General features: G+C 70.5%; 18 protein-coding genes. 11 read left to right on the forward strand and 7 right to left on the reverse strand.

What is annotated here, in order from left to right:
* The first annotated feature begins 15 nt into the window (after positions 1–15).
* The 4 genes from ACBJ59_RS30310 (at position 16) to ACBJ59_RS30325 (ending at position 5689) form a co-directional block, all read left to right on the forward strand.
* On the forward strand, positions 16–3825 hold the full coding sequence (locus tag ACBJ59_RS30310) for a hypothetical protein (protein WP_375113615.1): 3810 nt from the start codon (positions 16–18) through the stop codon (positions 3823–3825).
* On the forward strand, positions 3822–5030 hold the full coding sequence (locus ACBJ59_RS30315; protein WP_375113616.1) for a CHAT domain-containing protein: 1209 nt from the start codon (positions 3822–3824) through the stop codon (positions 5028–5030). Before ACBJ59_RS30310 ends, ACBJ59_RS30315 begins: the two co-directional genes overlap by 4 nt.
* Positions 5031–5041: 11 nt before the next feature.
* Positions 5042–5395, forward strand: a complete 354-nt coding sequence (locus tag ACBJ59_RS30320) for a hypothetical protein (RefSeq protein ID WP_375113617.1) — start codon at positions 5042–5044, stop codon at positions 5393–5395.
* A gap of 144 nt (positions 5396–5539) precedes the next feature.
* Positions 5540–5689, forward strand: a complete 150-nt coding sequence (locus ACBJ59_RS30325) for a hypothetical protein (RefSeq protein ID WP_375113618.1) — start codon at positions 5540–5542, stop codon at positions 5687–5689.
* A 331-nt stretch (positions 5690–6020) separates the two neighbouring features.
* Here ACBJ59_RS30325 and ACBJ59_RS30330 read toward each other — a convergent pair whose 3' ends face one another.
* Positions 6021–6428: a RidA family protein gene (locus ACBJ59_RS30330; RefSeq protein WP_375113619.1), complete on the reverse strand. Its 408-nt coding sequence runs from the start codon at positions 6426–6428 to the stop codon at positions 6021–6023.
* A 74-nt stretch (positions 6429–6502) separates the two neighbouring features.
* On the opposite strand from ACBJ59_RS30330, the gene ACBJ59_RS30335 reads away from it, so the two are divergent.
* From ACBJ59_RS30335 to ACBJ59_RS30345, 3 genes are read left to right on the forward strand one after another with little or no spacing between them, the layout of a single operon-like run.
* Positions 6503–7108 (forward strand): TetR/AcrR family transcriptional regulator, encoded by a 606-nt coding sequence (locus ACBJ59_RS30335; protein WP_375113620.1) that lies wholly within the window; start codon positions 6503–6505, stop codon positions 7106–7108.
* Positions 7072–7545, forward strand: a complete 474-nt coding sequence (locus tag ACBJ59_RS30340) for a GbsR/MarR family transcriptional regulator (protein WP_375113621.1) — start codon at positions 7072–7074, stop codon at positions 7543–7545. The genes ACBJ59_RS30335 and ACBJ59_RS30340 overlap by 37 nt, the downstream gene beginning before the upstream one ends.
* The gene (locus ACBJ59_RS30345) at positions 7542–7796 is read left to right on the forward strand and encodes a glycosyltransferase (protein ID WP_375113622.1); all 255 of its coding nucleotides are present in this window, start codon (positions 7542–7544) and stop codon (positions 7794–7796) included. The genes ACBJ59_RS30340 and ACBJ59_RS30345 overlap by 4 nt, the downstream gene beginning before the upstream one ends.
* Before the next feature lie 24 nt (positions 7797–7820).
* Here ACBJ59_RS30345 and ACBJ59_RS30350 read toward each other — a convergent pair whose 3' ends face one another.
* Positions 7821–7952 carry a hypothetical protein gene (locus tag ACBJ59_RS30350; protein WP_375113623.1) on the reverse strand — a complete coding sequence of 44 codons (132 nt, stop codon included), beginning with the start codon at positions 7950–7952 and terminating at the stop codon, positions 7821–7823.
* Positions 7949–9208 carry a glycosyltransferase gene (locus ACBJ59_RS30355; RefSeq protein WP_375113624.1) on the reverse strand — a complete coding sequence of 420 codons (1260 nt, stop codon included), beginning with the start codon at positions 9206–9208 and terminating at the stop codon, positions 7949–7951. The genes ACBJ59_RS30350 and ACBJ59_RS30355 overlap by 4 nt, the downstream gene beginning before the upstream one ends.
* A gap of 210 nt (positions 9209–9418) precedes the next feature.
* Between ACBJ59_RS30355 and ACBJ59_RS30360 the strand changes: the two genes are divergently transcribed.
* A complete protein-coding gene (locus ACBJ59_RS30360) occupies positions 9419–9850 on the forward strand; it encodes an SRPBCC family protein (protein ID WP_375113625.1) in 432 nt (143 codons plus the stop codon).
* On the opposite strand, the gene ACBJ59_RS30365 is transcribed toward ACBJ59_RS30360, so the two are convergent.
* On the reverse strand, positions 9807–10106 hold the full coding sequence (locus tag ACBJ59_RS30365; RefSeq protein ID WP_375113626.1) for a TfoX/Sxy family protein: 300 nt from the start codon (positions 10104–10106) through the stop codon (positions 9807–9809). The two genes, ACBJ59_RS30360 and ACBJ59_RS30365, sit on opposite strands and share 44 nt — an antisense overlap.
* Positions 10103–11071: an RNA polymerase subunit sigma-70 gene (locus tag ACBJ59_RS30370; RefSeq protein ID WP_375113627.1), complete on the reverse strand. Its 969-nt coding sequence runs from the start codon at positions 11069–11071 to the stop codon at positions 10103–10105. Before ACBJ59_RS30370 ends, ACBJ59_RS30365 begins: the two co-directional genes overlap by 4 nt.
* Before the next feature lie 149 nt (positions 11072–11220).
* Here ACBJ59_RS30370 and ACBJ59_RS30375 point away from each other — a divergent pair, with 149 nt between their 5' ends.
* The gene (locus ACBJ59_RS30375) at positions 11221–12123 is read left to right on the forward strand and encodes a hypothetical protein (protein WP_375113628.1); all 903 of its coding nucleotides are present in this window, start codon (positions 11221–11223) and stop codon (positions 12121–12123) included.
* Positions 12124–12436: 313 nt separating this feature from the next.
* On the forward strand, positions 12437–15748 hold the full coding sequence (locus tag ACBJ59_RS30380; RefSeq protein WP_375113629.1) for a family 16 glycoside hydrolase: 3312 nt from the start codon (positions 12437–12439) through the stop codon (positions 15746–15748).
* A 92-nt stretch (positions 15749–15840) separates the two neighbouring features.
* Here the strand turns inward: ACBJ59_RS30380 and ACBJ59_RS30385 are convergent, their stop codons facing one another.
* Positions 15841–16224 (reverse strand): PPOX class F420-dependent oxidoreductase, encoded by a 384-nt coding sequence (locus ACBJ59_RS30385; RefSeq protein WP_375113630.1) that lies wholly within the window; start codon positions 16222–16224, stop codon positions 15841–15843.
* Positions 16225–16251: 27 nt separating this feature from the next.
* Positions 16252–16845, reverse strand: a complete 594-nt coding sequence (locus ACBJ59_RS30390) for a dihydrofolate reductase family protein (protein WP_375113631.1) — start codon at positions 16843–16845, stop codon at positions 16252–16254.
* 91 nt (positions 16846–16936) lie between these two features.
* Here ACBJ59_RS30390 and ACBJ59_RS30395 point away from each other — a divergent pair, with 91 nt between their 5' ends.
* Positions 16937–17389, forward strand: a complete 453-nt coding sequence (locus tag ACBJ59_RS30395) for a winged helix-turn-helix transcriptional regulator (protein WP_375113632.1) — start codon at positions 16937–16939, stop codon at positions 17387–17389.
* Position 17390 lies beyond the last annotated feature (1 nt).

The raw sequence follows: 17390 nt of genomic DNA on the forward strand, positions 1-17390 counted from the left end.
ACTCCGGGAGCGATCATGGCACTTCCCCTCTTCGGGGTGTCGACGGGGAACCGGCCGTCCGGGCTGGTACCGCCGTACGTCGATCTGTCCGGCTGGACCGAACTGCGGGTTCACGGCGTCGGCGGCTCCACGCCACAGAACCTCCTGGGCGACCTGGCGCCGCAACAGGTCTGGGGGGATCGTCTCGCCGGTTTCTACCGGACGGCGGACACCGCGGGCCGCCACGTCGAAGGCTACTCATGGGGCGGGCTGACGTCCCGGAGCGGGGCACGCGTGCTGTGGCTGCTTCTCCTGCCGTTCACGCTGGCGAACCTGGCGGGGTGGATGTGGCCGTTCGCCGTACAGAGGACGCCGCGAGGATTCCGGGCGTTCCGGCTCTTGGTCCGGATGGCGGCGCTGGCGCTCACCCTCAACGTGGTCCTCCTGGTCGGCGCGCTCGCCATGGACTACGCGGCCTATCAGTGCGCGGGGGACGTGAGATGTCTGGATCCGTGGTGGCCGGACCTCCTGCCGACGGCCGCGGTCACGTCCCATCCCGGACGCCGCCTCCTGGTGGGGGCTCTCGTGCCGCTGCTGGCCATCGCTCTGCTCGCGTGGCTGTCGCAGAGGTCCCAGAGCCGCTACGAGGCGGTCCCGCCACCGGGTACGCCGGATCCGCCCCCGCCGTGTGACCACAGCGCCGCGGGCCTGCCGGCCGGATTGCTGGACCCCGACTTCTGGAACACCGCCCCGTATGTGCGCGTGCTCGGCCGCATCCACGTCGCGGCCGCCGTGGCCCTGCTGGCGATCCTGCTCACCCACACCGTCCGTTCCGCGGTTCCGGCCTCGCCCTCCATGGCGGGGCTGCTGATCCTGGCCCTGGCAGGGGCGATCCTCACCGGCGCGGTCGTGGCGCTCGTACCCGAAAGGGCTGGGCCCGTTCTGCTCAAGCTCGGCTCGGTGCTCGAATACGGATCGTTGCTGGCTGTGACACTGGCCGGGGTGTTCGCATGGCTGACGCCCGGTGCTGCCGCCGCTCCCCCGCAGGAACTGCCCGGCCTGGGCGAGATCATGTCCTGGGTCTACGGCGGGACGGCCCTCACCCTGCTGCTCGTGCTCGCCTGCCTGGTCGCCGGCGCCGTATCCCGCTCCGTGTCCTCACAAGGGCCACGTCGGGCCTTCCGCTGGGGCGCGCCGTTCGTACTGCTCGTCCTCGCGATCGGCCTGACCAACGCCGTGATGATCGGCCTGATCATCAACGTGGCGGACGCCTTCGGCGAGATCCGGTACGCCTCCCGTACCGCCGCCGACGGCTCCGAGCCCGTCATCGTGATCTTCCCAGGGTTCAGAGATTTGGCAGTGCAGCTGAACCTGGTTCCTGTCGCGCTGGCAGTGCTCTTCGCCGGCTGGCAGGCGGCCCGGTGGCGGGCGGGGCGGCGTGAGAGCGCCGCGATGGTTGCCGCGGAGTATCGCGAAATGGACATGCCTGTGCCCGTCACTGCGGACATCTGGTCGGTCTCCGCTGCCGACGGCCCGTCGCCGTCACCGCTCCCCGACGTGGCCACATGGTCCCGCCGGGTCGCCAGAGCCAGGCGTTTCGCGGGGCTCCCGCTCCAGGTCGATCTGTTACTCAGCGCCATCGTCCTGGTCGGCCTGCTGGTGCTGCTGCTGCCGGGCTGGGGCCTGCGGGCGGTCGATGCCAACGGCACCGCCGGCTGGGTGGTCGGCACGGCCACCGTGCTCGCTCCGCTGCTGCCCCTGGTGATCCTCATGCTCGTCCGCGCCTCCTGGAAGGACTCCAGCACCCGGCACAACGTGGGCGTCCTGTGGGACATCGGCACGTTCTGGCCGCGCGGTTACCATCCGCTGGCGCCGCCGTCGTACGCCGAGCGCGCCGTGCCCGAACTGCAGCGCCGCATGTGGTTCCTGCACGACCGCGGAGCGCGCATCCTCCTGGTGGGCCACAGCCAGGGGGCGGTCCTCGCCGCCGCGGCCCTCGCGCAGCGTGGCTCCGTCCGCCCGCCGGACCTGCGGGTCACCCTGGTCACGTGCGGCTCGCCCCTGCGCAAGCTGTACGGCTGGGGCTTCCCGGCCTACTTCACCGAAGAACTGGCGGCGGCCCTGAACAGCGCCGAACACGTCGCCTTGTGGCGGAATTACCACTACCCCACCGACTGGGCCGGCGGCCCCTGCGCGGCCGGGACCAACCCGGCCGTGGACCGTCCGCTGCCGGATCCTCCGACCTGCCGCTTCCTGTACGGCGACACCCCGCCGCAGATCGGCGGCCACAGCGGCTACTGGCGAGACCCCGCCATGTGGCAGGAGATCGACAGTCTGCTGTCTCCTCCTGCTGAGCGGCCCAGTACTGGCCCGCGTCCACCTCCCTCATCACTCCAGCCCTCACTTCAGTCACCGTCCCGCCCGGCCGAGGCCCTTTCCCCCGTCCGCGGGACGACGCCGGTCTCGCGAGGGGACGCGCTGGTGCGCCTGACCGATCTGGAAACCCGGACCGGCTGGCTCGAGCAGCGGTCAGGCCATGGTTCGGCGCAGGTCTATGTCGTGGTGCGCGCCCACCTCGAAGCCGCCCGCAGAGCGCTCGACCATCGTTCCGGCCGGGACCTGCGTGCGCATCCGGGCCAGGCCCAGCGCGTCGTGGAGCATCTCGACGAGGCGGAGACGACCCTCCTGCTCATCGCCCCCACGGACTACGTGCGCGGACAGATGCCGCAGGTTCTCACGTACGTGCGCCGCCTTCCGCTGGGCGATCCCCGCAGGCTGGCCGCCGAGCGGATCGACGCCGGGCTCGGCGGGCGTGATCTGACCGACGTAGACCGTACCGTCCTGATGGCGGCTGTGCGCGCCGCCACCTTGCGGGCGGGGCAGGGGCGGCTGCGGGCAGGCGACCTGTTCCGGCAGTTCGTGGTGGTGGCGGTGGTTCTGGCGTCGCTGCTCGCCGGGCTGGCGATCTTCTGCGCGGCATTCCCCGGCGCGCTGCCGCCGTGCTTTCCGGCCGGAGACGCGCTCGCCTGCCCCACCGGCGTCCGCCCACCGGGCGGCGGGGCGACGCCGTGGGACGTGCCGCTGGTCATGGCGCTCGGCGTGGTCGGCGCGGCCATCGGCGCCGCGGTCTCGCTGCGCCGCCTGTCCGCGCTGCCCGCCTCGCTCACGCTGCTGAAGCTGCCGCTGGGCGGGCTGCTCGCGCTGGTCGGCCTGCTGGCCCTGCGCGGTGGCCTCACCCTTGGCCTGGGCAGCCCGAGTGGTCCCGCCCAGATCCTGGCCTGGGCGGTGCTCTTCGGCTTCGCCCAGCAGATGATCACGTCTCCCATCGACAGGAACGCGCAGAAGGCGCTCACCGAGCCGGACGAGAGCGGCGCCATCGAGGTCAGCTCGGAGGCCCTGGACAGCGCCGTGTCCTCCGCACTCCACAGGGCGCTGCAGCCGCCTCGGCTGATCAACTACCGCGGCGTTCTGTCGGTATGGCTCGAAAGCCTCGGGGGCGCCGTCCTCCAGCCTGACGACGAGGGCCGCTTCCGGTTGCGGCCGGGCGGATCGTACGTGGTCCGCGCCCGGCTGGGCCCCGCCGCCGCGCCTCGGTCGCTGGAGGCGTCGGTCGTCATCGAGCAGGGGGACCCTGCTGAGCGTGCGACCTTCACGGTCGAGCTCGTCGGCATGGGGGTGAGCGGACCGGCGCAGCGCCTCGACCTGGTCGGCGCCGATGCCACCGCCACAGCCGGCCTGCCTTTCGAGCCTCCCGCCGAAGCCGGGGAGCGGGTGCTGTGGGTGCGGCTGGCGCAGCAGGAGCGGCTGATCCAGAACGTCAGGGTCTCCTGGACGGTGTCACCGTGAACCGGGCGTTCCTGCGCATCGATGTCAAGGAGGGGAGAGGCCGCGACACCATCCGGCTCATCCCCAGTACGGGCGAAGCGCGGCAGTATGACATTCCGCGAAACGCTCTCATCCATGCGCGCAAGGAGCTGGAACCCTGCCTCAACGCGCTCAAGGAGTGCATCGGACGCGAGGTCGGGGTCTCACCTGACACGTCTGGAAAAGCGCTGGGACAGTTGTTCCACGACACGAGAAGGCTGATGGAGAACATCTTCCAGAGCCTCGACCGCGTCCTGGAGATCCGCAAGTTCTGCGCGGGTGCCCTGCTCGCCGCGGCCACTGGCATCGAGGTGCCGATCGTGGAGGTCACGGGGCCTACCGGTGAATTTCCCTTCGAGTTGCTTCCCCTGTTCGGGCCGGCTCCGGTTCCCGAGCGCATAGAGGACATCGAGACGTTCAGCCGCCGGTTCCTCAGCTTCGTCGCCGTAGTGCGACGCGCACCGGATGTGCCGGACGCCGCACCGGCGCAACCACTCACAGGGAAGCCGCTGCAGCTCGCCTTCACCTGGTATCAGCCGTTGGCCGCGGTGCAGGACGAACACGACTTCTTCGTCGGACTGGGCGAGCGCGAGCTTCAACTCAACGGTCCCTGGCCGGCCCCGGGCGTGCCGAACGTGGATGTGGTGAACAGGCTGGCGGAGGGCCTGGTCGATCCCCGGCTGCGGTATTCGGCGGCAAGGGCGGACACCGAAGTTCAGGTGCAACATTTCGCCTGCCACTGCGTCGCCGAGCAGGATCGGAACTTCCTTCTGCTGTCAGGCTGCGAGGACGATGAGCCTCGACCGGTCACCCTGGAGACCCTGCAGTCCGCGTACACGACAGCGTGGGAGCCGTACCGCGAACGTCTGTCCGCCGATTCGGTCCGACCACTGGTGTTCCTCAACGCCTGCCGAGCGGGGACGATAGATCCCCAGCGGCTGTCCTCGTGGCCGATGTGGTTCATCCAAAGGCGTCATCGGACCGTGATCGGCCCCATGACCAACGTGCCCGACGTGACCGCCGCCCAGTTCGCCCGCCTGTTCTATGAGGCGCTGCTCGCGAACCAGAGCGCCGGCAAGGCTCTCGTCCTGGCCCGGCGCGAGCTCCTGTCCAAGTTCGCCAATCCCCTGGGCCTGCTGTACGTCCTGTACGGCCAGCCCGATGTCGTCATCCCCCCGCCACCGTGAAGGAGACGCTTATGCCCGACACCGACCTCTGGATCATTGGCATCTCGGAGGAGAGCACGGATCGATCTCTGGGCACATTCCTCTTCCGGCGGGCGAAAGTGTCCGCCACGACGCTGCGGAGCAACATCACCGGATTCGTGGACGCCCTGAGCGAGGCCATGGCCGACGTTCCGCAGGCGTTGTCCGGCTACACGATGGAAAGCGTTCAGGTCATCGCAGAGATCAGCGCCAAGGGCAAGCTGAGCCTGCTGGGTTCCGGGGGTGAGGCCGGGGGCAAAGGCGGGATCATCTTCACGTTCACCCGGGCCAAGCCGCCGTCCGATGACGCGGACCGGCCGGAGCTCCCGGACGGTCATCGATCGTGAACTCACCTGCCGGGGCGTTCGGTGGCCCTGCGGTGATGAGGTCTGGCTCGGCCTGCGGTGCCGAACCGTGGCGGCGGGGTCCTCCGCCGGCGGATTGATGACGGCTTTCGGCTTCGGATGTGGCGCTTCGGGTAGGGGGTGCGCATGACGACACTCATGGATCGGGTGCGCGCGTACCTGCGCAGCCCCAAAGGCAGAGCGAACGTGGAAAAGGCAAAACGGATCGCCCGCGACCCGCGTAACCAGCAGAAGGCTCGGAGTTTTCTGGAGCGGTTCCGGGGGCGGCGTCACTGATCCGGGCGTGCGGCACACCGGCCACCCGGTGATCGAACCGGGGTTCGGCCGGACCGCCACGGTCGTCTGACGCCGGTCAGCGCCCGACGAGGTTCATGTGCGCCTCGCCGTACCGATCGCCGGCCACACCCACCTTGGCAGCCAGGGCGTCCAGTTTCGGGCATAACTTTGCGACATTTCCTTGCAGCTCAGCCCCAAGGCCGACACCTGCAAGTTCTGTCCCAATGTCCTGGTGTGCACCGCTACCGCCGTGACCCGCGATGCGCTGTCATGACCGGCCGACAAGGGATCATGCCCGGGAGGCCGGTGGGCGGATCCGCGGCGCCTCGGCTCAGTCGATGACGGCGGTGGCCTCGACCTCGACCAGCAGGTCGGGTTCTCCCAGCGCCGCGACGCCCAGCAGCGTGATCGGCTTGACCGGGTCGACCCCCAGCTTCGCCGCCGCGCGGGCGACTCCCTCGCCCAGCAGCGGCATCTTGTCGGGTGTCCAGTCGACGACGTAGACGGTCAGTTTGGCCACGTCGTCGAAGGATCCGCCCACTGCAGCCAGGGCGGTGCCGATGTTGAGGTACGCCTGCTCGACCTGGGCGGCCAGATCACCCTCGCCGACTCGTCCACCCTCGGCGTCGCGGGCCACCTGGCCTGCCAGGAACACCAGCTTCGATCCGGTGGCGATCGACAGCTGGCGGTAGACGTCGGGTTTCGGCAACCCGTCGGGGTTGACCAGCGTCACGGTCATGTCCGCTCCTTGCGCATCGGCACAGCATGTTCGGTCCCAGCCGATAACATAGCAAAGCTATGTATTGTGAGGCCATGGTGAGGTTGAAGGACCCCGCGGTCCGCTCGCTGCTCATCGACCGGGCCGCGCAGATGCTCGCCGCCCGGCAACCGGTCACGCTCCGCTCGCTGGTGGCCGGAACCGGCGTGTCGACCATGGCCGTCTACACCTATTTCGGCGGCATGGACGGCCTGTGGTCGGCGATGCGGCAGGAAGGCTTCACTCGCCTGGCGGCCAGGCTCGCCGCCGTGTCGATGTCCGCGGATCCGGTACGGGACCTGGCCGCCCTCGGCGCCGCCTACGTGTCCAACGCCATGGCCGGTCCCGATCTCTACCGGGTCATGTTCGACGCCGGGTTCGAGCTCGAAAACGCCGCGGCCGCGGACGACACGCTGCACTGCCTGGTCCGCACCGTCGAGCGGGCCACGGCCGCCGGCCGCTTTCGCGACGACGTCGACCCGCTGGAGCTGGCCACGCAGAGCTGGACCATCGGACATGGCCTGGCATCACTGGTCGCCACCGGCCCCCTGCCCCATCAGTCGCTGGCCCATGGCGTGCCGCTGCTGACCGCCCTGTTCACCGGTGCGGGCGACCACCCCGAACAATGCCGCCGGTCGGTCGAACGCGGCTGGCACCCCTGACCTCCGATCGCGCTCCGAGCTTCTACGAGCGGCTCGGGCTGAGCCGCACGTCAGGCCGGGTCATGGGATGGCTGCTGACCGCCGACAGCTCCGGTGCGGACGCGCCGGAGCTGTCCGAGGCGCTGGCCGTGGCCAAGAGCAGCATGAGCGTCGCGCTGCGGCAGCTGGAGCAGGCGGGCCTGGTGGAGCGGTTCCGGGTGCGGGGTGAGCGGCGCGACCGCTACCGGCTGGCCGAGGACGTCTTCGCCCGCGCCTTCCGCGCGAAGATGGCCGAGTTCGAGAGCTTCCGGGCACTGGCCGAGCAGGGGCTGCGGGCAGTGGGCGACGACCCGGCCCGCCGGCGGCGGCTGGAGCTCATGCGCGACATGTACGCGTTCATGATGGATCGGTTCCCCCGCCTGCTGGACGAGTGGGACGAACTCAAGGACAAGCGTTGAGACCGTTACTGATCACTGTGGGCAGTCGCGGCGATGTCCAGCCGTACCTTGCCCTGGCCCGCGGGCTGCTGGCGGCCGGGCACCGGCCGGTGCTGGCCGCGCCCCGGCGCTTCGCACCGCTCGCCGCCGCCCACGGGGTGGAGTTCGCGCCGCTGAACGACGAGATGCTCGCGCTCCAGGACTCCGTCCAAGGGCAGGGCGTGCGCGCCGCCATCACCCGCATCACCTGCCCGGACACAGCTCAGGCTTGAAGTGGAGCGGGGTGACCGAGAGGGTCAGGCGCCCTCGTGGCACCGCCCCGCCAGAGGCAGGTCCTTCTCCACCGTCGCCGGCCGGGTCTCGGCGGCTGCGGCAGCGCGGCCTGGCGGGCGGCACTGGATGTCGAGCACGCGACAGGCGATGCTCATGACAGCGACTCCAAGATCTTGACGGCGCGGCTGTTTCCGTCCTCGCCTCGAACGGCGTGTCCCAGGCGCGCGGCGGCCCGTGCCATGGCCGCGTCACTCACGGCCGCGCGAATGGCGGCGGCCAGCCCTTCGGCGGTGAGACGCCGCTGGGGCTGCGGCGGCGGGGCGACACCGGCCGCGTGCACGCGGGCGGCCCAGAACGGCTGGTCGGCCACGAACGGGCAGACCACCTGCGGCCGCCCGGCGGCCAGTGCCGCGCCGGTGGTGCCGCTGCCGCCGTGGTGCACGATCGCTGCCATGCGCGGGAACAGCCAATCGTGCGGCGCCTGGTCGAGCTGGAAGACCTCGTCCGGCAGGTCGCGCACCCGCAGACCGCCCCACCCGGACGCCACCACCGCCCGCACCGCGGCCAGCCGCACGGCCTCGATCACGATCCGGCCGATCCGCTCGGGGTCGTTGCCCGCCATGCTGCCGAACCCGATGTACACCGGGGCCTGCCCCGCTTCCAGGAACGCGGCCAGCTCCGGTGAGGGCGCCCAGCCGGGCGGGGCGGGCAGATACCAGAAGCCCGTGGTGTGCACCCAGGCCGGGTAATCCAGCGCCGCCGGCAGCACGTGCGCGCTGAAACCTTGCAGCACGGTGGCCGGGCTGCCGTCCGGGCGGCGCAGGAAGTCGTGCCTGCCGCGCCGCCGCGGCAGCTCCAGCCGATCGCGCAAGGTGTCGCCGAGGCCGTGGAAGGAGCGCAGCAGCAGCTTGACCGCCAGGTAGGAGGCCCGGTTGACCGCCTTGGGCAGCGCCACCGGCACCATCGGGTTGCGGAAGGCGCCGGTCGGCACCCACACCGGCTGCAGCACCGCGGGCACCGCCGGCACACCCAGCCGTTCGGCGAAGTGGTGCCCGGGGATGCTCGGCGTGTGCACCACGAGGTCCGCCCCGGCTTCGGCGACGGCGGCCATGTCGTCGAAGACCTGGGCCATGAGCGACTTGCTGCGCCGCATCACCTCCAGCGCGACCTTCTTGCCGCGCAGTCCCCGGTAGTTGGTGTCGATCGCCTCGCGGATCCCGGGGTCGTCCATGAGCTTGTTCGTCCCGTCGTCCACCGGGGCGTAGGTGATCCCGTGCGGCTCGGCCAGGCCGGCCATCGCCGCCGGAGCGCCCAGCACCGCCTCGTGCCCGGCCCGTCGCAGCGCCAGCGCCAGCCCCGCGTACGGCTGCACGTCACCCCGCGTCCCGTGCGTGAGGATGAGCACCTTCATCGCGACCTCCGCTCGTTCCTGCCCCGGGCCGGCGGCGCCGGCTCAGCGGCGACCCTGCCGCGCATCGCCCTCTGACCATATGCTCAGGATGTTAACCACGTGGTCAGCGTTGGGCAAGGACGGCGACCGCCGCGAGCGCGCTCCCGGCTCACCGCGCCGACATGACGGATGCGGCGGGATTTCCCGCTTCGGCAGGACAGAATCGGAGGCATGTCAGTCGAGGTGAGCCCGCGGGTCGTGGTGCGGCGGGAGCCGGCCGAGGTGGCGGCGTACATGTTCGATCCGGCTCACGACCTGGAGTGGACCGGTGGCATCACCGCCAGCCGCCCCGCTCGGCCTGGCCCGCTGCGGACGGGCGACCAGGTGGAGCGGACCGCCCGGTTTCTCGGGCGCGGTTTCACCTACGCCTACGTCGTCACCGCGCATGAGCCCGGCCGCATGGTGGAGCTGGCGGTGGAGCGGCCGTTTCCGATGACGATCCGCTACGAGCTGGCCGGCCATCCGGACGGCACTCTGGTCACCATCCGCGCCTCCGGCGAGCCCGGCTGGTTCTTCCGCTGGGCGACGCCTCTGCTCAGACGCCAGGTCCACCGGAGCATCAGCGCTGACCTGGACCGCCTGCGCGCCCGGCTGGAGGCCTGACCGGCGCTGCTTCGGCGAGCTCGGCCAGCAGCTCCTGCTTGCGCCCGGGCGGGAGGTTGCGCCAGTCGGTGTCGGTCAGGGCGCCTTCCATCGCCCACAGGGCGTTCAGCGACAGCCCGGGAACGGCCGCGTCCTGCAGGCGGCGATAGACCTCCACGGCGCCCAGCTCGGCGAGTTGCCCCGGCTCCCGGACACCTGCCAACGCCAGCCACTCCTCGCTCTTGGGCCCCAGATTGCGCAGATCGCGCAGCCTCATCGCGCACCACCCTCCAGCGGCAGGCCGAACCGGCGGTACAGGCCGAGGTCGGGGAAGCCGACGATCTCCGCCACACCGTGCGGGGTCAGGGACAGCACCATGATCCCGTAGCCGCGGCAGGTGCCGGTGCGGTCGGGCAGGTAGGCCGCCAGCGCCGGCTGGCCGTTGGCCGCGATCTCGACCAGGGTGATGAGGTCGAGCCGCCCGCCGGCCGGCCGCGTGGCGAAGAACTCCGTCACCGCCGTCCGGCCGGTGATCTCGACCTGCTCCGGCGGCATCCGGAGGATCACGTCTTCACGCAGCAGGGCGGCCAGCGCGTCGAGGTCGCGCCGCTGCCAGGACCGCACGAACCGGCGGAGCAGCTGTCTCTCGTAGTCGATCAGCGGACGCTCCGGCCGGGCGGCCTGCGAGCGAAGGGCGGCCCGGCCGCGTTGCAACGAGCTGTTGACGGCCGGGACGCTGAGCTCGAGCAGGGCGGCGACCTCGGCGGCGCTCCAGCACAGCACCTCGCGGAGAATGACCACGGCCCGCTGGGTGGGCGGCAGCAGCTGCAGCGCCGCGACGAACGCCAGCGCCACCTCCTCGCGCCGCTCGGCGACCAGGGCGGGGTCAATCTCGTCGAGCAGCGTGTCGGGGTAGGGCTGCAGGTGGGCGATCTCGGCGTGGACGGCCGGGAGGCGCTCCCGCCGCTCGACGGCCCGCAGACACGCCATGGTCGCGACCCTGTGGAGCCAGTGGTGCAGCGGCGCCCGGCCCTCGAAGCCGCCCAGGCCGCGCCAGGCCCGCAGCAGCGCTTCCTGCAGCGCGTCGTCGGCCTGGTCGATCGAGCCGAGCATGCGGTAGCAGTGCAGGTGCAGGGCTCGCCGATGCGGCCCGACCAGGGCGTCGAAGGCGGCGCGATCGCCACCTTGCGCGGCGGCCAGCAGACGCGCCTGCTCGATGTCGGTGTCCTCGGCCGTGCTCACGGCAGCGAGCCTAGCGACCGGGTACGACATCCAGCCGGAGATCGGGGAGGGGTCGTCGGCTGCCGCACCCTGGCCCGTTCCTGCCCCGAACCAGGGCGTCTACCTTTTGTGCATGATCCGTCAATGCGCAGGCTCTAGCTTCGTGCGCCATGTCCAGTCACCAGGTTGCAATAGATCACACTGATACACCCCCGCTCGCCGAGAGTCACGCCTCGCCGGAGCAGGACAGCGACGGCGGCGTTCTCGGGCTGATCGAGCGCATCGGCTCCGTCATCGTCCCCATCGGCGTGACGCTCTACGCGGTGCTCTACCTCGGCGTCGAGCAGATGTACGGGGTCTTCGGCATCAATCCGCAGCAGGTGGGCATCGATCAGTCCGTCCTTCTGGGCCGGCTCATGGGCACCCTGATCCTGATGCTGCTGATCCTCGTTCCCACCCTCGGGCTCGTCGTGGGGTTCTGCTGGGTGGCCGACAAGCTGACCGGTGGCGCGCTCGGGAGGCTGCTGGGAGCCGTCCGGCGGCGGCCGTGGCTGTCGGCCTCGATCGCCGCGTTGTGGTCCGGTGGGACCTACTGGGGGCTGTTCAACATCGTCGGCGACCTCGACCTCACCGTCATGGTCGTCATCGCCGTGGGGCTCGGCGTGCTGACGTTCCTGGTGCCGTTCCGGCTGCTGCGCCGCAAACCGGTCGGGCGCGCCGCCACGAAGGTCCTCGTCGGCGCCCTCACCGGTGTCGGCCTGGGCTTTCTGCTGATCTTCGCGATGGTACGGGGCGCGATCGAGGTCCAGGAGACCGGCCAGGCCAACGAGCTGCTCGGCTACGTCGGCTTCCAGGACCAGTGGACCGTCATCAAGAACGCCGAGAACGACAAGCCGCTCTACGACGGCCGCTGGATGATGCTGCTCGGCGAGAGCGAAGGCACGTACGTCTTCTACGACTGCGACAAGCTCGAGACCTTCCGCCGGCCCATAGAGACGACCAACCTGGGCGAGATCCAGCTCGAGCCGGAGCGGGAGAAGGGCTTCACCTGCGGCGGGCTCGCCAAGGACTGACGCGGCGACTTCCCTCGACCGTGGGAACGGGAGTGCGGGCGCCTCTCGGCGTCCTGCCTCCGGCCTTGTCCTTCCGCCCGGACATGTCACGACTTCTATCGATTTTCGGCGAAAGGGTATGGGCAAGTCGAAGATCTCGACTTATATTACGGCGCAGAGCAGCATTACCCCTCCCCGTTCCAGCGAATGAGACCCGGCATCCGTCGATGGATCGCAGCCGTCCCGGCGATGCCACACCCCCGCCCACGCCGAACGCGGCACCCTCTCCGAGATGGGACAGGCCATGCGGAAATCACCCCTGTTATCCGTCTTAATGATCACCGCTCTCGCCTGCCTGGTCGTACCCGCTCAAGCGCACGCGGCGGTCCCGCCGCAGGAGCCGGGCATCACCCTGCGCACCTACGACGTCCAGGTCGAGCTGTCCAAGCTCTGCACGCTCAAGCCCGGTCAGACCCCCAACGTCGACAAGCTGATGCCCACGATCGACTGGACCTCCGACGCCGACTTCGGCCTGACCGACATGTTCGTCACCGAGGCCATCGGCAACATCGACATCCCGGCCCCGGGCACGTACGAGTTCCGGCTCACCAGCGACGACGGCTCGCGGCTGAGCATCGACGACACCGTCGTGATCACCAACGACGGGCGGCACGGGCCGATCGCCGTGGACGGCACGATCACCCTGACCACCGGCTACCACGCGCTGCGCGTCGACCACTTCGAGCACCTGTACGGCCAGCAGCTCAAGCTGGAGTGGAAGCCGCCCGGAGCCTCCGCGTTCACCCTCGTACCGACCTCGGCGCTGAGCACCGACGCGGACGTGGTCAGGGTCACCGCCCCCGGGCGCAAGGACTGCGAGAGCGGCGCCGACTCCCCCGGCGACGGGCTGCCCCTGGAGTCGGTACACCCTGACTTCACCCTCACCGACCTGCGCCCGGCCGGTTTCCAGCCGCAGGTGACCGCGATGGACTGGCTGCCCGACGGCCGGCTGGCGATCACCACGTGGGGCGGCTCGGAGACCAAGACCGGCGAGGTCCACCTGCTCGGCAACGTCACCGGCGAGACCTCACCCGCGCGGGTGACCACCAAGAAGATCGCCGAGGGGCTGCAGGAGCCCATGGGCATCAAGTACGTGGACGGCAAGCTCTACGTCTCGGAGAAGTCGCGGCTGGTGGAGCTGAACGACACCGACGGCGACGAGGTCGCCGACACCCTCAGGACCGTGGCGAGCTGGCCGTTCGGCGGCAACTTCCACGAGTTCGCGTTCGGGCTGCTCTACCGCGACGGCCACTTCTACCTCAACCTCTCCGTCGCCATCAACTACGGCGGCGCCACCACCGACCCGCAGCCGGCGCCGGACCGGGGCACGACCATCAAGGTCAGCAAGGCCACCGGCAAGGTCGAGTACATCGCCGGCGGCCTGCGCACGCCCAACGGGCTCGGCTGGGGCCCGGAGGGTGAGCTGTTCGTCACCGACAACCAGGGCGGCTGGCTCCCGGCCTCGAAGCTGGTGCACGTCAAGAAGGACCGGTTCTTCAACCACTACACCAACCCCGACGGCCCGTTCGACGGCAACCTGGTGAGCCCGCCCATGCTGTGGCTGCCGCACAACGAGATCGCCAACTCCCCCAGCACCCCGCTGCTCATGAAGCGGGGCAGGTTCGCGGGGCAGCTGCTGTTCGGCGACGTCACCTACGGCGGGATCCAGCGGGCCTACCTCGAGAAGGTCAACGGGGAGTACCAGGGCGCGGTCTTCCGCTTCACCCAGGGACTCGAGGCGGGGATCAACCGGATCAGCCTGGGGCCCGACGGCGCCGTCTACGCGGGCGGTCTGGGCGCCGGCGGGAACTGGGGCCAGCCGGGCAAGCTCACCTACGGCCTGCAGAAGCTGACCCCCGGCGGCGACAAGGCGTTCGACATCCTGAGGATGCGGGCGGTGGAGGGCGGGTTCGAGCTGGAGTACACGCAGCCGCTGTCGGCGGAGACCGCCGCCTCGCTGGCGGCCAGGTACCAGGCCACCCAGTGGCGGTACGTCGCGGCCGCCACCTACGGTGGCCCCAAGGTGGACGAGGAGCCGCTGACGGTCACCTCCGCCAAGCTGACCGCCGGCGGGAAAAAGGTCACGCTCAAGATCCCGGGCCTGAAGCCGGGGCGCGTGGTGCACCTGCGGTCACCGCGTCCGTTCAGCTCGGCAGCGGGGCAGCCGCTGTGGAGCACCGAAGCCTGGTACACGCTCAACTCGATGGTCGGCGGCCCGGCGGCGGACACCACGTACGAGGCGGAGAGCGCGTCGCACAGCGGCGGCGCCAAGCTCAACACCGACCATCTGAGCTACTCGGGCAGCGGCTTCGTCGACGGTTACTGGACCGCGGGAGCGGCCACGCGGTTCGCCGTACGGGCGGCCGAGACCGGCACGTACCACGTGGGCCTGCGCTACTCCAACGGCCCGAACCCCGCGCCCGGCACCAAGTCGCTGAGCGTGTACGTCAACGGGACCAAGGTCAGGCAGGTGCCGTTGCCCACCACGGAGACGTGGGACCTGTGGGCCACCCGGGTCGAACCGCTCGCGCTGAAGGCAGGCGCCAACACCATCGCCTACACGTACGACAGCGGCGACGCGGGCAACGTCAACCTGGACTCCATCACCGTGGCCGCGCGGCCGGTGCTCGAGGCGGAGGACGCCCAGCTGCGCGGTGGCGCGAAGGTGGGCACGGACCATCAGGGTCACACCGGCAAGGGTTACGTCGACGGCTACACGACCGCGGGCGCGAGCACGACGTTCACCGTGCGGACGGACTCCCCCGGCCGGCACAACGTCGGGCTTCGCTACGCGGCCGGCACCGGCACGTCGGTGAGCGTGTACGTCAACGGGGCCAAGGTCCGGCAGGTGCGGCTGGCCGGCACCGGCGGCCCGGACGCCTGGGCCGTCCAGACCGAGGCGCTCGACCTGAAGCGGGGCTCGAACAGGATCGCCTACAGGTACGACTCCGGCGACGCGGGACAGCTCGGTCTCGACCACCTCACCGTGTCGAAGGCGCGGCGGATCACGCTGTTCGACGGATCCCATCTGGCGGCGTGGGAGAAGCGGGCAGGCGGGACGGCGACCTGGCCGGTCGCCAACGGCTCCATGGAGTCCTACGGCGGCGACATCCGTACCCGGCAGACGTTCGGCGACTTCAAGCTCCACGTCGAGTGGTACGAGCCGGACTACCCGCCGGACGTGACCGGGCAGCAGCGCGGCAACAGCGGTGTCTTCCTCCAGGAACGCTACGAGGTGCAGGTCCTCGAGTCCTTCGGGGACACCACACCGGCCGCCAACGAGGCGGGCGCGATCTACTCCAAGCGCGCGCCCGACCGCAACATGGCCACCGCCTCGGGAACGTGGCAGACCTACGAGATCACCTTCCGCGCGGCCCGCTACACCAGCGCGGGGGTGAAGGTGGACGACGCGCGGGTGACGGTCGTCTGGAACGGTGTGGTGGTGCACGACGACGTGGCCATCGACGGCGGGACCGGCGACAACATCCCGGAGAGCGCGGCGTCGGGCGGGATCCGCCTCCAGGACCACGGCGATCCCGGCGAGAACCCTCGATTCCGCAACGTGTGGATCGAACCCGTCACCTGACACCGTCCGGCCCGGCCGGTCGCCCCGCCCCCGCGCGTGGGCGGCCGGCCGCGGCCGTTGCTCAAGGAGGACCATACGGGGGCAGGGGCGGCTCAGCTGAGACCGACGGTCTGCCGCTCGGGCTCGATGACGGCGACAATGCGGTCCTCTGCCCGGGAATAGGGCTGTCCGATGTACTTCATCGAGATCCGGTCGATGATCTCCCACGCCGCGTCGCCGTCGAGCCACTCGATGACCCGGCCGCGGACCATGACGGGCTGGAGCGGGTTGTCGGCGGGCGCCACGGAGAGCGCCACCCGCGGGTCGCGGCGCAGGTTGCGGGCCTTGCGCGACTGCGGGCCGGTGAGGAAGACGACGTGGTCGCCGTGGGTGCCGACCCAGAGCGGGACGGTGTGGGGCGAGCCGTCCGGCAGGACGGTGGCGAGGTGGGCCAGCGAGGTGCCGTCGAGGACGCGGCGTACGTCGGGGGTGAGCATGTTCTTCTCCTTGCGGTTGTCGGTGGGTCAGCGCTCGACCTGGTAGTGGAGGTGGGTGACGCCCGGCGCCGAGACGGCTTCGAGCAGGCGGAGGCGTACGTGCCCGGGCAGTTCCTGGAAGAAGGGGCGGCCGCCGCCGAGCAGGATCGGCACCTGGTGGAGGATCACCTCGTCGACGAGCCCGGCTCTCAACGCCTCGGTCGCGACGCCGCCGCCCATGAGGCCGACGTCCCTGCCGCCGGCGGCCTCGCGGGCCGCCGCGACGGCGTCCTCGATGCCGGTGGTGACGAGGGTCTGCCGCTCGGTCATCTCCGGTGCCGCCCGGTGGCTGAGGACGAACAGGCGGGCTGCCGGGTGCGGGCTGCCGCCGCCGAAACGGTCGGAGTCCTCGTACGTGTTGCGCCCCGCCACGATCGCGCCCACGCGTCCGGCGAGGGCGTCGAAGACCCGGGCACTGGGCTCGCTCAGCCGGAACCCGTCGAACACCTGGCTGGGCGTGTCGCCGTGGAAGTACCAGTCGAACAGCATCGACCCGTCCCCCAGCCCGCGCCCAGCGCCCGGATCGCGCCCGGTGATGTAACCGTCGACCGACACCGCGTGGGCGCTGATTACCTTGCTCATCTGCGCGATCCTTTCGGAGTTCCTTCAAGAGACTCCATGACCGTAGCACTCGGAGTTCCCTAAGGGAACCCCAATTTGGTAGAGTGCTCCCATGCAACGCACGAATTTCGGGCAGATGGCCTGCTCCATCGCGCGCACCCTCGACGTGATCGGGGAGCCGTGGTCTCCGCTCGTCCTGCGTGACGTGTGGGTGGGGATGAGCCGGTTCGAGCAGATCCAGGCCGACCTCGGGATCTCGCGCAAGGTGCTGACCGAGCGCCTCAACCACCTCGTCGACGAGGGCGTGCTCGAGCGCCGCCCCTACGACAAACGGCCCCGCTACGAGTACGTCCTGACCCAGAAGGGCACCGAGCTGGTCGACCTGCTCATGGTCATGACCTCCTGGGGGGACAGGTGGCTGGCGGGCGAGGCCGGCCCGCCGGTGCTCTACCGCCATCACGCCTGCGGCGAGATCAGCAGCGTCGACCTGCGCTGCGCCCACTGCGGCGAGCCGATGCACGCCGGCGACATCGACCCCGTGGAAGGACCGGGCGCGGCCGTCTGAC

It is taken from the genome of Nonomuraea sp. MTCD27 (assembly GCF_041950495.1).
Lineage (GTDB): Bacteria > Actinomycetota > Actinomycetes > Streptosporangiales > Streptosporangiaceae > Nonomuraea.

Bases quoted from the DNA above. Each gene is read 5' to 3' on its own strand.
- ACBJ59_RS30310 (WP_375113615.1), top strand. From the start codon at position 16: ATGGCACTTCCCCTCTTCGGGGTGTCGACGGGGAACCGGCCGTCCGGG.
- ACBJ59_RS30320 (WP_375113617.1), top strand. From the start codon at position 5,042: ATGCCCGACACCGACCTCTGGATCATTGGCATCTCGGAGGAGAGCACG.
- ACBJ59_RS30325 (WP_375113618.1), top strand. From the start codon at position 5,540: ATGACGACACTCATGGATCGGGTGCGCGCGTACCTGCGCAGCCCCAAA.
- ACBJ59_RS30330 (WP_375113619.1), bottom strand. From the start codon at position 6,428: ATGACCGTGACGCTGGTCAACCCCGACGGGTTGCCGAAACCCGACGTC.
- ACBJ59_RS30335 (WP_375113620.1), top strand. From the start codon at position 6,503: ATGGTGAGGTTGAAGGACCCCGCGGTCCGCTCGCTGCTCATCGACCGG.
- ACBJ59_RS30340 (WP_375113621.1), top strand. From the start codon at position 7,072: ATGCCGCCGGTCGGTCGAACGCGGCTGGCACCCCTGACCTCCGATCGC.
- ACBJ59_RS30350 (WP_375113623.1), bottom strand. From the start codon at position 7,952: ATGAGCATCGCCTGTCGCGTGCTCGACATCCAGTGCCGCCCGCCAGGC.
- ACBJ59_RS30355 (WP_375113624.1), bottom strand. From the start codon at position 9,208: ATGAAGGTGCTCATCCTCACGCACGGGACGCGGGGTGACGTGCAGCCG.
- ACBJ59_RS30360 (WP_375113625.1), top strand. From the start codon at position 9,419: ATGTCAGTCGAGGTGAGCCCGCGGGTCGTGGTGCGGCGGGAGCCGGCC.
- ACBJ59_RS30365 (WP_375113626.1), bottom strand. From the start codon at position 10,106: ATGAGGCTGCGCGATCTGCGCAATCTGGGGCCCAAGAGCGAGGAGTGG.
- ACBJ59_RS30375 (WP_375113628.1), top strand. From the start codon at position 11,221: ATGTCCAGTCACCAGGTTGCAATAGATCACACTGATACACCCCCGCTC.
- ACBJ59_RS30380 (WP_375113629.1), top strand. From the start codon at position 12,437: ATGATCACCGCTCTCGCCTGCCTGGTCGTACCCGCTCAAGCGCACGCG.
- ACBJ59_RS30385 (WP_375113630.1), bottom strand. From the start codon at position 16,224: ATGCTCACCCCCGACGTACGCCGCGTCCTCGACGGCACCTCGCTGGCC.
- ACBJ59_RS30390 (WP_375113631.1), bottom strand. From the start codon at position 16,845: ATGAGCAAGGTAATCAGCGCCCACGCGGTGTCGGTCGACGGTTACATC.
- ACBJ59_RS30395 (WP_375113632.1), top strand. From the start codon at position 16,937: ATGCAACGCACGAATTTCGGGCAGATGGCCTGCTCCATCGCGCGCACC.